General features: G+C 73.4%; 13 protein-coding genes. 9 read left to right on the top strand and 4 right to left on the bottom strand.

All coding sequences use genetic code 11. The features are described 5' to 3' along the window. Nucleotides 1-141: 141 nt before the first annotated feature. Complete coding sequence (locus IE317_RS26560; protein WP_191314070.1) at nt 142-3,381, top strand: ATP-dependent helicase; 3,240 nt, start codon at nt 142-144, stop codon at nt 3,379-3,381. A gap of 159 nt (nt 3,382-3,540) precedes the next feature. Here the strand turns inward: IE317_RS26560 and IE317_RS26555 are convergent, their stop codons facing one another. Further along, nucleotides 3,541-3,903 (bottom strand): DoxX family protein, encoded by a 363-nt coding sequence (locus tag IE317_RS26555; RefSeq protein ID WP_191314069.1) that lies wholly within the window; start codon nt 3,901-3,903, stop codon nt 3,541-3,543. Nucleotides 3,904-3,982: 79 nt separating this feature from the next. Here IE317_RS26555 and IE317_RS26550 point away from each other — a divergent pair, with 79 nt between their 5' ends. Next, nucleotides 3,983-5,062 carry a potassium channel family protein gene (locus IE317_RS26550; protein WP_191314068.1) on the top strand — a complete coding sequence of 360 codons (1,080 nt, stop codon included), beginning with the start codon at nt 3,983-3,985 and terminating at the stop codon, nt 5,060-5,062. An 81-nt stretch (nt 5,063-5,143) separates the two neighbouring features. After that, nucleotides 5,144-5,563 carry a hypothetical protein gene (locus IE317_RS26545; protein WP_191314157.1) on the top strand — a complete coding sequence of 140 codons (420 nt, stop codon included), beginning with the start codon at nt 5,144-5,146 and terminating at the stop codon, nt 5,561-5,563. Here the strand turns inward: IE317_RS26545 and IE317_RS26540 are convergent. Continuing rightward, on the bottom strand, nt 5,556-6,578 hold the full coding sequence (locus IE317_RS26540; RefSeq protein WP_191314156.1) for a neutral zinc metallopeptidase: 1,023 nt from the start codon (nt 6,576-6,578) through the stop codon (nt 5,556-5,558). The two genes, IE317_RS26545 and IE317_RS26540, sit on opposite strands and share 8 nt — an antisense overlap. Nucleotides 6,579-6,828: 250 nt before the next feature. Between IE317_RS26540 and IE317_RS26535 the strand changes: the two genes are divergently transcribed. The 5 genes from IE317_RS26535 to IE317_RS26515 are packed head-to-tail and all read left to right on the top strand — an operon-like array spanning nt 6,829 to nt 12,081. Beyond that, nucleotides 6,829-8,016, top strand: a complete 1,188-nt coding sequence (locus IE317_RS26535; protein WP_191314067.1) for a hypothetical protein — start codon at nt 6,829-6,831, stop codon at nt 8,014-8,016. Further along, nucleotides 8,010-8,651, top strand: coding sequence for a DUF4129 domain-containing protein (locus tag IE317_RS26530; protein ID WP_191314066.1), 642 nt, complete (start codon nt 8,010-8,012; stop codon nt 8,649-8,651). The genes IE317_RS26535 and IE317_RS26530 overlap by 7 nt, the downstream gene beginning before the upstream one ends. A 37-nt stretch (nt 8,652-8,688) precedes the next feature. After that, nucleotides 8,689-9,825: a DUF4350 domain-containing protein gene (locus IE317_RS26525; protein ID WP_191314065.1), complete on the top strand. Its 1,137-nt coding sequence runs from the start codon at nt 8,689-8,691 to the stop codon at nt 9,823-9,825. Further along, the gene (locus IE317_RS26520; RefSeq protein WP_191314064.1) at nt 9,822-10,787 is read left to right on the top strand and encodes an AAA family ATPase; all 966 of its coding nucleotides are present in this window, start codon (nt 9,822-9,824) and stop codon (nt 10,785-10,787) included. The genes IE317_RS26525 and IE317_RS26520 overlap by 4 nt, the downstream gene beginning before the upstream one ends. Before the next feature lies 1 nt (nt 10,788). Continuing rightward, the gene (locus IE317_RS26515; protein ID WP_191314063.1) at nt 10,789-12,081 is read left to right on the top strand and encodes a DUF58 domain-containing protein; all 1,293 of its coding nucleotides are present in this window, start codon (nt 10,789-10,791) and stop codon (nt 12,079-12,081) included. Here the strand turns inward: IE317_RS26515 and IE317_RS26510 are convergent. Continuing rightward, nucleotides 12,078-13,085: a stage II sporulation protein M gene (locus IE317_RS26510; RefSeq protein ID WP_191314062.1), complete on the bottom strand. Its 1,008-nt coding sequence runs from the start codon at nt 13,083-13,085 to the stop codon at nt 12,078-12,080. The two genes, IE317_RS26515 and IE317_RS26510, sit on opposite strands and share 4 nt — an antisense overlap. 34 nt (nt 13,086-13,119) lie before the next feature. Here IE317_RS26510 and IE317_RS26505 point away from each other — a divergent pair, with 34 nt between their 5' ends. Beyond that, nucleotides 13,120-14,043, top strand: coding sequence for an RDD family protein (locus IE317_RS26505; protein WP_191314061.1), 924 nt, complete (start codon nt 13,120-13,122; stop codon nt 14,041-14,043). Between the two features lie 6 nt (nt 14,044-14,049). On the opposite strand, the gene IE317_RS26500 is transcribed toward IE317_RS26505, so the two are convergent. Next, nucleotides 14,050-15,306, bottom strand: a 1,257-nt coding sequence (locus tag IE317_RS26500; protein ID WP_308443408.1) for a neutral zinc metallopeptidase, incomplete at its 5' end; no start/stop codon positions are given.

Below are 15,306 nucleotides of genomic sequence, written 5' to 3'. Positions count from 1 at the left end.
GGTGAGTTCGCTTGGTGGCGCGAGGAGGCGTTCGAGCCGAGGGGTAATGAACTATCCGGTGAGTTCGCTGGCCGTGCAAGGCCGGGCAAGCGCAAGCGTTGTGAACGATCCAGTGAGTTCAGCCGCGGTGGGGTGGGCTGCATGAGCCCGCTCGTCATCGCCAACCCCGTCGAGCCCGCCGAACTCGCCGACGCGCTCGGACTGCACCGGCCCACTCCCGAACAGGCCACCGTCATCGCCGCGCCCGTCGAACCCTCCCTCGTCGTCGCCGGCGCCGGAGCCGGGAAGACCGAAACCATGGCCGCGCGGGTCGTCTGGCTCGTCGCCAACGGCATCGTCAGCCCCGACCGCGTCCTCGGCCTCACCTTCACCCGCAAAGCCGCGCGCCAGCTCGGCGAACGCGTCCGCGCCCGGCTGCGCCGCCTCGCCGGATCCAGCCTCCTCGACCGCCTGGACCCGACCGGCGGCCTGCGGTCCACCGTGGTCGCCGGCGAACCCACCGTGCTCACCTACCACGCCTACGCCGGGCGCCTGCTGTCCGAACACGGCCTGCGTCTCCCGGTCCAGCCCGGCGTCCGGCTCCTCTCCGAAACGTCGTCGTGGCAGATCGCGCACCGGGTGGTGTCCACTTGGGACAACGAGCTCGACACCGACCGCGTCCCGCCGACCGTGACCGCCGATCTCCTCGCGCTGGCCGGTGAGCTGGGCGAGCACCTGATCTCCACCGAGCAGCTCGCCGAGTACACGACGTGGCTGTGCCGCGTCATCGAGAACGCCCCGCGCGCCAAGGGTCAACGCGCCGCGCTGCCGCAGAAGCTCACCGAAATCATGGCGGCGCAGCACTTCCGGCTCGCGCTGCTGCCGCTGGTCGACGACTACCACCGCCGCAAGCGCAACGAAGGCGCGCTGGATTTCGCCGACCAGATGTCCCTCGCCGCCCAGCTGGCCGGTGGGTACCCGTCGGTCGTCCGCGGCGAGCGGGAGCGCTACGGCGCCGTGCTGCTCGACGAGTACCAGGACACCGGACACGCCCAGCGCGTGCTGCTGCGGGCGCTGTTCGGCGGCGTCGAGAACCCGCCGATGCCGGTCACCGCCGTCGGCGACCCCGCGCAGGCCATCTACGGCTGGCGCGGCGCCAGCGCGGCCAACCTGCCCCGGTTCACCACGGACTTCCCGCGCTTCGACGGCGAACGGCTCGTCCCCGCGCACGAATTCGGCCTGCTGACCAGTTTCCGCAACCCGCCGGAGATCCTGGAGCTCGCGAACGCGATCGCCGAACCGCTGCGCGCCCGCGGCCTCGGCGTCGAACGGCTGCGGGCGCGCGAAGGCGCCGGGGCCGCGGACATCGCGTGTGCGCTGCTGCCGGACATCCGCGCCGAACGCGCGTGGGTCGCCGACGCCCTCGCCCGGCGCTGGTACGCCCACCAGGAAGAGGCCGGCAAGCCGCCGACCGCCGCGGTGCTGGTGCGGCGCCGCGCCGACATGGCCCCGATCGCCGCCGAACTGCGGGCGCGCGGGCTGCCGGTCGAGGTCGTCGGGCTCGGCGGGCTGCTGGACGAACCCGAGGTCGCGGACCTCGTGTCGACGCTGAAGGTCCTCGCCGACCCGCTGTCCGGCAGCGCCGCGGCCCGGCTGCTGACCGGGGCGCGCTGGCGGCTCTCGGCCGCCGACGTCGCCGCGCTGTGGCGGCGGGCCGGGGAGCTGTCCAGCCCGGAGAAGCCGGACACGCCGGAGCTGGTCGTCGAGCGCGTCGAGCAGGCCGGGCTGATCGACGCCATCGACGAGCCGGGCGACCCGGCACGGTACTCCGAGGAGGGCTTCAAGCGGATCCGGCGGATCGGGTGGGAGCTGGCCGCACTGCGGCGGCGGCTCGACCAGTCGCTGCCGGAGCTCGTCGCCGACGTCGAACGCACGATGCTGCTGGACGTGGAGTCGTTGGCGCGTCCCGGATCCGCGGGGCGCGCGCACCTGGACGCGTTCGCCGAAGTCGTCGCCGACTACGCCGAGACGGCGCCCACCGCGACCCTGCTGTCCTTTGTGGACTACCTGAACACCGCCGCGCACGCCGAGGACGGGCTCACCCCGGGCGAGGTCGAGGTCGTCCCGGACCGGGTGCAGGTGCTGACCGTGCACTCGGCGAAGGGCCTCGAGTGGGAAGTCGTCGCCGTGCCGCACCTGGTGCGCGAGGTGTTCCCCGGACGCCGTCGGTCGTCGTCGTGGCTGCGGACGGCGACATCGCTGCCGGCCAAGCTGCGCGGTGACGCCGAGGACCTGCCGACGCTGGACATCGCCGAGGGGTACGACCGCAAGGAAGTCCAAGAAGGACTGGAGCTGCACGAAGCCGGGTTCGTCGAACGGGAGCAGGCGGAGGAACGGCGGCTCTGCTACGTCGCGCTGACGCGGTCCGAGCACGCGCTGATCGTCTCCGGGCACTGGTGGAACGAAAGCAGCAGCCGGGCGAAGGGGCCGTCGGAGTTCCTGACCGAGATCGCCGACGTCGTCCGTGAGACGGGCGCCGGGCAGCTCGCGGAATGGGCTCCGGAACCCACCGAGGACGACGAGAACCCGCTGGTCACGGACTCGCGGGCGGCGCGCTGGCCGGTCGACCCCCTCGCCGACCGCCGCACCGGCGTGCAGACCGGCGTGGAACTGGTGTCCGAGGCGCTCGCGTCACTGCCGGACGAGGAAGCGTCCGAAGAGGACGATCCGGACGGCTGGCTGACCGACACCGACGTCCTGCTGGAGGAGTGGGCGCGCAAGGACGACCACGTGCACCGGGTGCCGTTGCCTTCGCGGCTTTCGGTGAGCCAGCTGGTCGCCCTGGCCGACGACGCCGCCCGGCTGGCGGCGGACCTGCGCCGTCCGCTCCCGGTGGAGCCCAACAGCTTCGCCCGCCGCGGCACGGAGTTCCACAGCTGGCTGGAACGCCGCTTCGCGGGCGACCAGCTCATCGAGATCGACGACCTCCCCGGCGCGGCCGACTTCGGCGAGGCCCCGGACGCGGACTTCGAGGAACTGCAGACGGAGTTCGAGAAGAGCGAATGGGCGTCACGGGTCCCGGTGGCGGTGGAGGTGACGTTCTCGGCCGACGTCGAGGGCATCACCCTGCGCGGCCGCATGGACGCGGTCTTCGCCGACCCGGACGGCGGCTGGACGGTGGTCGACTGGAAGACCGGCGCGGTCCCGCCGGAGTCCCGCATCCCGGCCCTGTCGGTCCAGCTGGCGGCCTACCGGATGGCCTGGGCGGCGCTGAAGAACGTCCCGGTGGAGCGGGTCCGCGCGGCATTCCACTACGTCCGCGCCAACCGCACGATCCGCCCGGCGGACCTCCTGCCCCCGGAAGCCCTGCGAAACCTTCTCCGCGACCTCCCCGAGGCGTGATCAGCGGGGCATCACGTGTGATCGGAGGGGTATCTCGCGTGATTGGAGGGGCATCATTCGTGATCGGGCGGGCATCGCGGTGATGCCCGCCGAGACACACGTGATGCCCCTCCGGACACGCGTGATGCCCGGGCAATCACGCGTGTTGCCTCTTTGCGCTCAGGCGTTGTCGCGGACCTTCAGGGCGCAGGCGATCAGGGGCCACTGGAGGGGGAGGCGGGCCCAGGCGATCGTTCGCTGGGGAGTGGAGCGCGCGTCCATCGCCATCTTGACGTTGCCCGGGAAGACGCCCAGGAACAACAGCGCGGCCGCCAGGCCGCCGAGACGGCGGGTGCGGGGCGCCGCCACCGCGGCCGCGACCGCCAGCTCGGCCACGCCGGAGCCGTACGTCCACGCTCGGCGGGACCCCGGCAGGGACCGCGGGATCAGGCCGTCGAACGGCTTCGGCACCGCGAAGTGCAGGACGCCCATGAAGCCCAGCGCGCCCGCCAACAGGTGCGCGGGTCGTTGCGAGGTTGCCATGAACTCATCGTTTCACGCGGCGGCGCGGTGTCCGGTTCGGCTATCCTCCGGGCGTGAGTGACGCTCGACACGAGCCAGCATGAAGGCCCTCAAGCGGTTGCCGCTGGGCAGTCTCACCGATCGGCCCGACCACGAGCTCGTCGGCATCCTGCGGATGCCGGAGCTGACGGTCAGCCCGCTCCGCTCGATCGTCAAGCGGATCATCGGTGCGACGCTGGCGCTGCTGCTGACCGTGATCATCGTGTACGTCGACCGCGACGGCTACCGCGACGCCAACGGCGACGGCCTGTCCCTGCTGGACAGCCTGTACTACGCCACCGTCTCGCTGTCGACGACCGGCTACGGCGACATCGCGCCGGCCACGTCGTCCGCCCGGCTGGTCAACGTCCTGGTGATCACCCCGCTGCGGGTGCTCTTCCTCATCGTCCTGGTCGGGACCACCCTGGAAGTGCTCACCGAGCGCTCCCGCCAGGCGTTCAAGATCCAGAAGTGGAGGACCAAGGTGCGCGACCACACGGTCGTCGTCGGGTTCGGCACCAAGGGCCGGTCCGCCGTCAACGCGCTGCTCGGCGACGAGGACGTCGCCCCGGAGCAGATCGTCGTCGTCGACACCGACCAGCAGGCCCTCGACGCGGCGAGCGCGCTCGGCCTCGTCGCCGTGCACGGCTCGGCCACCCGGGCGGACGTCCTGCGCGTGGCCGCGGTGCAGCACGCGCGCGCGGTCGTGGTCGCCCCGAACCGCGACGACACGGCGGTGCTCGTCACGCTCACCGCCCGCGAGCTGGCGCCCAAGGCGCACATCGTCGCGTCGGTGCGGGAGGCGGAGAACGTCCACCTGCTCAAGCAGTCGGGCGCCAACCAGGTCGTCGTCTCCAGCGAGACGGCCGGGCGGCTGCTCGGCATGGCGACGTCGACGCCGCTGGTCGTGGACATCATGGAGGACCTGCTGACGCCCGAATCGGGCCTGGCGATCGCCGAGCGGGCGGTCGAACCGTCCGAAGAGGGCGGTTCGCCGCGGCACCTGGCCGACCTCGTGCTCGGCCTGGTCCGCGACGGCGTCCTGTACCGCGTCGACGCGCCGCAGGCCGACGCCATCGAGCCGGGCGACAAGCTGCTGTACGTCAAGAAGGTGACGCAGGCGGAGAAGATCGAGCGCTGACCAGGCCACCTGGGTTTTGCCCGCGGGATCTGGAACCATGACCGGGTGCCCCCGCGATCACTCGCCCTCACGTGGCCCACGGTGGCGATCCCCGCCGCGGCGGGCGTGCTCGTCGTGCTGCTCGCCTGGCTGGCCGGGCCCGGGCTGCTCGGCATCGGCAACGACGTCCTCGGCGCGCCGGTGCAGGCGGAGGTGACCAAGCCGGCGCCGTGCGACCGCGCGGACGCGAAGGAAACCGTGAAGTTCACCGTCGGCGGGAAGACCCACGAAGGCACGCTCGACGGCTGCGGGCACGGCCAGGGCGAACGCGTCGAGGTCGCCGTGCCGGATGTGCTGCCGGACCAAGGGCCGGCCGTCGTCCACGCCGCCGACACGTCGATGGGCGCGTCCGACGCCCGCCGCCCGCTCGGCCTGGCGCTGCTGGTGTTCGCGTGCTTCTCCGGCGGGATGTTCGTCTACCTCTGGCTGAGCATCCCCCTGCGCCCGAGAACCGCTAACTGACCTCGGACGACGGCGCCGCGAAGGTGTTGCAGTCGGCGATCCGGTTGCTCGTCGCGCCCGCCCGCCACCAGGACGCGTAGTGCGCGTTCGTCCCGTGGTCGTGGCTGCGGGAAGTGTTGTCGCCGCGGGTCTCCTGGTCGTTCCAGGCCTTGTTGTACATGTCGCGGGTGATCGTGCCGCCCTGGTCGACGTGCGCGCCGAGGAACATCCCCGAGAAGCACTGGGCCTGCAGTTCCTTGCGCCGCGACATCTCGAGCCCGGCCGGGCTGTTCTGGCCGGCCTCGTAGATCTTCTGCCAGGCCGCGTCCATCAGCCCGGCGACCTCCTGCACGTGGTGGCCGTACTCGTGGGCGAACAGGGCCAGGTAGACGCCCGGGTTGTTGCCGTACTGGTCGGTCTGCAGCCCGCGGAACGGGACGTACAGGTTGTTTTCGCAGTAGTACGCGGCGGTCGCGATGCCGACCTGGATGGTGCCGCACTCGGTCTCGAAGCTCGCGCCGGTCGGGAAGTGCAGCGACGGCGAGGTGAACGGCAGGTGGTAGGCCTCGAGGAACGGGCCCCACGCCGCGTCGAGGCACTTGCTGGCGGCGGTGAAGAACGCTTCCGCGCCCGCCTGCGTGCTCTGCCAGGCCGGCAGCGTGCAGACGCGATTCTGCAGGCCGGCGTTGGGGTCCTGCAGGATCGGGTGGTCGGCCAGCTTGAGGATCTTCTGCGGGCCCGTCGGGCTGGGCGCCGGCTCCTCGGTCGCCGGGTTCGACGCCGACGCCGGGGCACCCGCGCCGCCGGGGGGCAGCTGCTGCGGGGGGACGTCCTGCGACGACGGGACGTCACGGAGGTTCGGGTTGGCCAGCGGCGTGTCGTCGCGGTTGAGGGCCACGATCGCGACCAGCCCGAGCACCAGCACGGCCACCGCGCCGAGGCAGACGCCGATCACGGCCGCCGCGGACCGGCGCTTCGGTGCGGACACGGTGTGGGGACGGCCCAGCCACGGGAGATCCGGTTGCGCATCCGGCACCGGCGGCGGCTGGACGGTTCCGCGGGGCGGTACCTGGCCGGGGGGCGGTTGCGTCACTAGGCAGTCCCGAAGGGTCTCGGCACGGACCGGGGGTACCCGATCCCGCCATTCAGCATATCGGGGGAATGGGCCGTCTCGCACCCGTCCGTGCGCACCGCGTCACGGCGCATCGACGTCACCCCAGGTCTGGCCGGGTACGAGCGGCTCTGAGAGAGTGTGGCCAAGCAGGTACTGCAGGCGAGGGGCTTCGATGACAGACACCGGTGGCGCGCCCGGCGGCGAGGGCGCCGACACGCCGACTCCGAGCCAGGGCGTCCCCCAGGCTTCCGCCCCCGGATCGGGTGAGCCGAAGCGGCCCGAAGATCACGCGGCGTCACCGGCGACGCCGCCGCGCGGCTGGCAGGCGCCGGACGCCCCGCCGACCCCGCCGCCGGGGTGGCAACACGGGCCGTCCCACCGGCCGGATGCGCCCTACGCCGGGCAGCAGCCGCCGCAGTATCCGCCCTACCAGCAGTACCAGCCGCCGCGCTGGAACCCGAACGGGCTGGGCAAGCCCGGCGTGATCGCGTTGCGGCCGCTCAACATCGGCGACATCCTCGACGGCGCGATCACCGCGATCCGCCGGCACGCGCTGCTCGTGCTCGGCATCGGCGCGGTGATGGCGGTGATCACCGCCGCGATCACGTTCGTCGTGCAGAAGTACGCGCTGGCGAACCTGGCCGGCTTCGCTTCGACGGTCCAGCTCGGTCCCGCCGCGACCGAAGAAGAGCTCCGCAACGCCGTCTTCGGTACGTTCGGCGACACCTTCCTCGTGCTGATCTCCTCCTCGCTGCTCACCTCGTTCCTGCTGACCGTCACCGCCGGCCTGATGGCCGCGGTGATGAGCCGCGCCGCGCTGGGCCGCGAGGTCACCTTCGGCATCGCCTGGGGCGAGGTGCAGCCGCGGCTGCTGCCGCTGCTCGGCGTGGCGTTCGTCTACGCGCTCCTCAGCACCATCGGCGTCCTGCTCTGCATCGTCCCCGGCGTGCTGGCCTGGGTGTTCTGGGCGCTGGCCGCCCCGGCGCTGGTGCTCGAGCGCGGCACGTTCCGGGAGGCGTTCACCCGGTCGGTCAAGCTGGTCAGCGGGGCGTTCTGGCGGGTGCTCGGCGTGCTGCTGCTGGCCCGGATCATCGAGTCGTTCTTCGAAAGCATCATCCAGCTGCCGTTCACCCTCGGCAGCGGCGTGTTCAGCCAGATGTTCAACCCGGCCAAGGTGACCGTGCCGGGCACCGGTGACCTGCTGCTGGCCTCGGCCGGGCAGATCATCGCCGGCACCATCGCGATCCCGTTCGTCTCGCTGGTCACCGTGATCGTCTACCTCGACCAGCGGATGCGCCGCGAAGGCATGGACATCGAGCTGGCCCGTGCCGCCGGGGTGCAGCCGCCCCAGGCATGGTGACCTCGCGGCTCGGAGACGTCCCGGTCGACATCGACCGGGACACGGCCCGCCGCGCGGCCGAACAGGAGCTGTCGGACCCGAAGTACCGGGACGCGCGGCCGGGCCTCCTCCAGGAGATCGGCCAGTGGCTCGGGGAGCAGCTGGAAAAGCTGCTGAACAGCCTGTCCACGGGCGTCCCCGGCGGGATCTTCGGCGTGCTCCTGATCGTCGCGCTGCTGATCGTGCTCGTCGTGGTGATCCGCTTGCGCACCGGCAAGATCGCGCGATCGGCGCGGGCCGATCGCGTGGTCTTCGGCGGACAGCGCAAGAGCGCCGCCGACTACCGCCGGTCGGCCGCGGAAGCCGCCGCCGCGGGCCGGTTCGACGACGCCGTGCGCGACCGGTTCCGCGCCGTCGTGCGGGCGCTGGAAGAACGCGCGCTGCTCGACACCCGATCCGGCCGGACAGCGGACGAGGCCGCCGCCGAGGCCGGGCAGCTGCTGCCGAACGTCGCGGACCAGTTGCGGCAGGGCGCGCGGCTCTTCGACGACGTCCACTACGGCGGCCGCGAAGGCACCGAAGCGGCGTACCGGACCCTGACCGAGCTGGACGAACGCTGCCGCCGTGAGCGGCCGGTCGCCCTGGCGGCCCCGTGAGCACCACCGCCGACGTGCTCTTCCCCGCGGAGGCAGGATGACCACGGTTTCCCCGGACCTGCGCCGGATCTGGCGCGGCGCCCGGATTCCCCTCGCCATCCTCGTCCTGATCTTCGTCGCCGGTGCCCTGCTCCTGCTGGGGCGCGGCGAGCAGGCCTACGGCGCCCTCGAACCCGGCTCGTACGAACCCGGCGGCGCGCACGCCCTGGTGAAGCTGCTGAAGGACCAGGGCGTCGACGTCCGGACCGCGCGCACGATCGCCGAAGCGGACGCCGAGGTCGGCGAAGACGCGACACTGCTGGTCACCGCGCCGGACCTGGCCCCGGCCAAGCGGTTCGACGCGCTGCGCGAGCGCGCCGCCGACGTCGTCCTGGTGACGCCGGGGGAACCGACCCTGCGTGATTCGCTGCCGCTGGTGCACGCGGCCGGGCGCAGCGACGTCGGGACGTTGCCGCCGCAGTGCACGGTCGCCGCCGCGGTCGCCGCGGGCGAGGCCACGCTCGGCGGGATCGGCTACGCCTCGCCCGGCGCCCGCTCGTGCTACCCCGGCGAGGACGGCGGCGGCACGCTGCTGCAGCTCGCCGAGGGGAACCGCACGACGACGCTGCTCGGCACGCCGGCCCCGCTGACCAACGCGCGGCTCGCCGACCAGGGCAACGCGGCACTGGGACTGCGCCTGCTCGGCGCGCACCCGAAGCTCGTCTGGTACCTGCCGAGCGCGTCCGACCCGGCACTCGACGTCTCGCGCCGGTCGATCTTCGACCTGATCCCGGACGGCTGGTACTTCGGGGCCGCGCAGGCGTTCGTCGCCGTGGCCCTGGTGGCGTTGTGGCGGGCCCGCCGGCTCGGGCCGGTGGTCACCGAGCCCCTGCCGATCGTCGTCCGCGCGGCCGAAACGGCCGAGGGCCGCGCCCGGCTGTACCGGCGGGCGAAGGCGGCCGGGCACGCGGGGGAGACGCTGCGGGAAGCGGCGCGGCACCGGCTGCGGACGACGCTGGGCCTGCCGCGCGACGCCGATCCGGCGGCGCTGGTGGAGTCGGTGAGCACGCGGACCGGCCGGCCGCCGAACGACGTCGGCGCCGTCCTCTACGGACCGCCGGTGCCGGACGACCCGGCGCTGGTGCGGCTGGCCGACGAACTGGACCGGGTGGAACGAGAGGTGGGGCGAACTTGACCAGCGAGAACGCGACGGGAGCCCGTGACGCGCTGATCGCGTTGCGCGCCGAGGTCGGCAAGGCCGTCGTCGGCAACGAAGCCGCCGTCACCGGGCTGATCCTGGCGCTGCTGTGCCGGGGGCACGTGCTGCTCGAAGGCGTCCCGGGCGTGGCGAAAACGCTGCTGGTGCGGGCCCTGGCCGCGGCGCTGGACCTGGAGACCACGCGCGTCCAGTTCACCCCGGACCTGATGCCCGGCGACGTCACCGGCTCGATCGTCTACGACGCGCACAGCGGCGAATTCTCCTTCCGCGAGGGGCCGGTGTTCACGAACCTGCTGCTCGCCGACGAGATCAACCGGACCCCGCCGAAGACGCAGTCGTCGCTGCTGGAGGCGATGGAGGAGCGGCAGGTCTCGATCGACGGCAAGTCGCGGCCGCTGCCGGACCCGTTCATCGTGATCGCCACCCAGAACCCGGTGGAGTACGAGGGCACCTACCCGCTGCCGGAGGCGCAGCTGGACCGGTTCCTGCTCAAGCTGACCATGCCGGCGCCCTCGCGCGAGGACGAGATCGGCATCCTGTGGCGGCACGCGCAGGGCTTCGACCCGCGCAACCTGGCCGCCGCGGGCCTGCGCTCGGTGGCCGGTGCGCCCGAGCTGGCCGCCGCGCGGGAAGCCGTCGCGAAGGTGACGATCGGGCCCGAGGTGATCGGGTACGTCGTCGACCTGTGCCGGGCGACGCGGTCGCTGCCGTCGGTGCGGATCGGCGTTTCCCCGCGTGGCGCCACGGCGTTGCTCGCGGTGACCCGCGCCTGGGCGTGGCTGGCCGGCCGCGACTACGCGACCCCCGACGACGTCAAGGCCCTCGCGCGGCCCGCGCTGCGGCACCGCCTGGACGTGCGGCCGGAGGCCGAGCTCGAGGGCGTCACCGCGGACGGCGTGCTGGACCGCGTGCTCGCGTCCGTGCCCGTGCCGCGCTGACATGGCCGTCACCGGAAGGCTCGGGCTGCTGGCGCTCTTCGGCGCGCTGGTGGTCGGGCTGCTGCTGCCATCGGCCGCCGGGATGCTGGCGGTCGCCGCGGTGCTGCTGGTGCTCGTCGTCGTCGACCTCGTGCTGGCGGGCAGCGTGCGGTCGCTGACGTTCGCGCGCTCGGGCGACACTTCGGTGCGGCTCGGCGAGCCGTGCGAGGTGACGCTGGTGGTCGCCAATCCCGGCGGGCGGACCGTGCGCGGGCAGCTGCGCGACGCGTGGCCCCCGTCGGCCGCGGCGGCGGACCGGCATGCGCTGCGCGTCCCGGCGGGGGAGCGGCGGGCGCTGGTGACCCCGTTGCGGCCGACGCGGCGGGGCGACCGGACGGCCGCGCGGGTGACGGTCCGCTCCGTCGGGCCGCTGGGGCTGGCGGCGCGGCAGGGTTCGCACGCGGTGCCGTGGACGGTCCGGGTGCTGCCGCCGTTCCACAGCCGCAAGCACCTGCCGTCGCGGCTGGCGCGGCTGCAGCAGCTCGACGGCCGCAACGCGGTGCTGATCCGGGGCCAGGGCACGGAATTCGACTCGTTGCGCGAGTACGTCATCGGCGACGACGTCCGGTCCATCGACTGGCGCGCGACCGCGCGGGCGGCCGACGTCATGGTCCGGACGTGGCGTCCGGAGCGCGACCGGCACGTGGTGCTGGTCCTCGACACGGGCCGCGTCTCGGCGGGCCGGGTGGGTGACGCACCGCGGCTGGACGCGGCGATGGACGCGGCGTTGCTGCTGGCGGCCTTGGCCTCCCGCGCCGGCGACCGCGTCGACCTGATCGCCTACGACCGCCGCCTGCGGGCCGCGGTGCAGGGGTCGTCGGGAGCTTCGCTGCTGACGTCGCTGGTGAACGCGATGGCACCGCTCGAGCCGTCGCTGGTCGAAACGGACGCGCGCGGCATGGTCGCAGAGGTGCTCCGGCGGACCCGCCGCCGGGCGCTGGTCGTGCTGCTGACCGGGCTGGACGCGGCGCCGCTGGAGGAGGGCCTGTTCCCGGTGCTGAGCTCGCTGACCGGGCGGCACGAGCTGGTGCTGGCCTCGGTGGCGGACCCCCGGGTGGCGGAGATGCTGGCGGCCCGCGGCGACGCGGCGGCGGTCTACGACGCGGCGGCGGCGGCGCGCACGACGGCCGAGCGCCTGCGGGTGACCGAGCGGCTGGTGCGGCACGGGGTGAGCGTGGTGGACGCGGTCCCGGAGGAGCTGCCGCCGGCGTTGGCCGACCGCTACCTGGCCCTCAAAGCGGCGGGACGGCTTTAAGCCGCTTCCGGCAGCGCGTCCCCGGCGTCGCGGGCGTCGAGGTCGCCGACCTCGCCGTCCTTCGCCGCGCGGCGGCCGAGCGTGAAAACGTAGACCAGGAAAGCGATTTCGACCACCGCGCCGATGCCGACGCGCAGCCACGTCGGCCAGCCCGACGGGGTCACGAACGCCTCGATGACCCCGGACACGAACAGCACGCACGTCAGCCCGAGCGCGATCACGACCACCGACCGGCCCTGCTCGGCGAGGGCCGCCGTGCGGGAGCGGCGGCCCGGGTCGATCACCGTCCAGCCGAGGCGCAGCCCGGTGCCCGCCGCGACGAACACCGCCGTCAGCTCCAGCAGGCCGTGGGGGAGCAGGAGGCCGATCATCACGTCGCCGCGGCCGGCCGCGCTCATCGCGCCGATGATCACGCCGGCGTTGAGCGAGTTCAGCCAGAGCGCGGCGATCACCGGCAGGCCCAGCGCGACGCCGAGGAACAGGCAGGTCGCCGCCACCCACGCGTTGTTCGTCCACACGTGCGCCGCGAAGGACGCCGCCGGGCCGGTCGAGTAGTAGCTTTCGGCCTCGCCGCCGGGCTTGGTCAGCTCGCTCAGCTGGTCCGGGGTGCCCAGTGACGCGCGGACGAGCGGGTCGCGCACGACCCAGACGGCGATCACCGCCATCACCGCGATCGACACCAGCGCGGCCGGGATCCACCAGCGCCGCGACAGGTAGACCGCGGCGGGGAACCGGCGGGTGAAGAACAGGCCGACCTCGCGCCACGCCGGGCTGTGCGACCCGGAGACCGCCGACCGGCCGCGGGCCACGAGATCGGACAGCCGGCCGAGCAGGGCCGGGTCCGGCGCGACCGACCGCACGATCGACAGGTGCGTCGCGGTCCGCTGGTAGAGCGTCACCAGCTCGTCGGCTTCCGGACCGGTCAGCTTGTTGCCGGGCCGGACCAGCTCGCCGAGCCGGTTCCACTCCGCCGCGTGCGCAGCGACGAAGACGTCCACATCCACGCCGACCACCCTATCCGTCGATACGCTGGGCAGCGTGCACGAGGAATCGGAGCTGGTCACCGGTGAAGCGGTCGTCCTGGACCTGCGCGTGGCCAAGCTCGCCAGCCGCGCGCTGGCCATGGCGCTCGACGTGCTGGTGCAGTTCGCGCTGCTGCTGACCGCGGCGATGGTGTTCACGTTCGCGGTCCCGGTCGGCGACGAGTCGCTGTTCCTGGCGCTGCTGCTGGTGCTGGTGGTGCTGGTCATGGTCGGCTACCCGGTCGTGTTCGAGACGCTCTCGCGCGGCCGCTCGCTGGGCAAGATGGCGGTGGGGCTGCGCGTGGTGCGCGTCGACGGCGGCCCGATCCGCTTCCGGCACGCGCTGGTGCGCGGGCTCGCCGGCTTCGTCGTGGACTTCTGGGCACTCGGGCTGTTCGGCGCGGTCGCGGTGATCGTGTCGCTGTGCTCGTCGAACGGCCGCCGCGTGGGCGACTTCCTGGCCGGGACGCTGGTGGTCCGCGAGCGGGCCCCGGCCGGCGCCCTGCACGCGGCGATCGTCATGCCCCCGGGCCTCGAGGGCTGGGCGGCCCAGCTCGACCTGACCCGGTTGCCGGACGCCCTCGCGCTGGCGAGCCGCCAGTTCCTGGCCCGGTTCCGGGAGCTGAGCCCGGAGGCCTCGCACGCGCTCGGCTGGGGGCTCGCACAGCAGGTGGGGAACGCGCTGGGCACGCCGGTGCCGCCCGGGGTGCCGCCGTGGGCGTTCCTGGCGGCGGTGCTGGCGGAGCGGCGCAACCGCGACCACGCCCGCGCGTTCCAGGCGTATGCGGCGCAGGCCCAGGCTCAGGCCCAGGTCCAGCCGATGGCGGCCCCCTGGCCGGGGGCGCAGCCGCAGCCCGGTCCGGTGGCGGGGCCGCCGCCGGACCCGCCGACGCCGCCGTCCGGGACCCCCGTGGCGAACCCGTTCACCCCGCCGAGCTGACCGGCGCTACGAGACGTCGCCCGACGGCGAAAGCCACGTGTTGCACTGCTGGTTGCGGTTCTTCGTGGCACCGTGCTGCCACCAGCTGATGTTGTGCCGGGCGCTGCCGTGGTCGCGTTTGCCGTTGCGGGCGTAGTCGTCGCCGCGGTCCTGGGCGTTCCAGGCTTCGTTGTAGACGTTCTTGTCCACCGAGCCGCCGGAGACCGAGGCCGAGCCGAGGAACATGCCGGAGAAGCACTGGGCCTCGAGCTCCATGCGCCGCGACAGTTCCAGGCCGGTGGCCGAGTCGGCACCCGCGTCGTACCGCTGGTTGCCGTACGCCTCGGAGATGCCGGACAGGTTCTGCACGTGGTGGCCGTATTCGTGGGCCAGGATCGACAGGTACGGCCCCGGGTGGTTGCCCCACACGTCCAGCTCGATCCGGTCCATCGGCATGTAGATCGTGTTGTTCGACGGGCAGTAGAAGGGAGTGACGCCGGTGGTCGTGCCGCCGCTGCCGCACGGCGTCGAGGATTCCGACAGCGACCGCGGCACCGACAGGTTCGGCGTCCGGAACGGCAGGTCGACGGCGCCGAGCATGCGTGACCACATCGCGTCGAGGCAGCCGATGCCGGACTGGAAGAAGCGGGTGACGCTGTTCTGGTCGCTCGCCCAGCGGCTCAGCGAGCACGAGATGTTCTGCAGGCCGTAGTCCGGGCTGCCGAACAGCGGGTTGTTCCCGGTGGCCGCGACCGAGCGGGGGCCGGAGGGGGTCTGCGACGCCGGGGTCCGGCGCTCGGTGGTGCGGGCGGTCGTCGTTTCCTCGGCCGACGTGGTGGCCGACGTGGTCGAGGTGGTCGCCTCGGTGGTGGTTTCCGCGGTGGTGCTCGGGTAGGTGCTGGAGTACCCGGTGTCGGCGACGTGCCGCTTGTGGTTCCCGGACAGCGCAACGGCGGCAACGAGCCCGCCCGCGACGGCGACGATCGCGAAGATCGCCACGGCGACGATCACGCCGGTGTTCGACTTCTTGGCGACGTAGGGGACATAGCCGGGCGCGAACCGCGGCCCGAAGGCGGGCGGCCCGGCCGGGCCCGGGAGGAAGACGGGCGGAGCAACCGCCGGCGGCGGCAGGGGAGCCCGCGCGGGCGGCGGGAGCGGGTGGCCGTACGGGCCGGTGGGCGGACCGTAGGGCGCCTGGCCGGGGAACGGCCCGCCGGGACCTGGTGGCACGGGCGGCCTGGCTTGTCCAGGGGGAGCGCCGGGACCGGGTGTGCCGCCGGGGCC

Source organism: Amycolatopsis bullii, from assembly GCF_014654205.1.
Classification (GTDB): domain Bacteria; phylum Actinomycetota; class Actinomycetes; order Mycobacteriales; family Pseudonocardiaceae; genus Amycolatopsis; species Amycolatopsis plumensis.
Note: the sequence above shows the minus strand (reverse complement) of the source record. Positions and strands in the feature narration are given on the sequence as shown.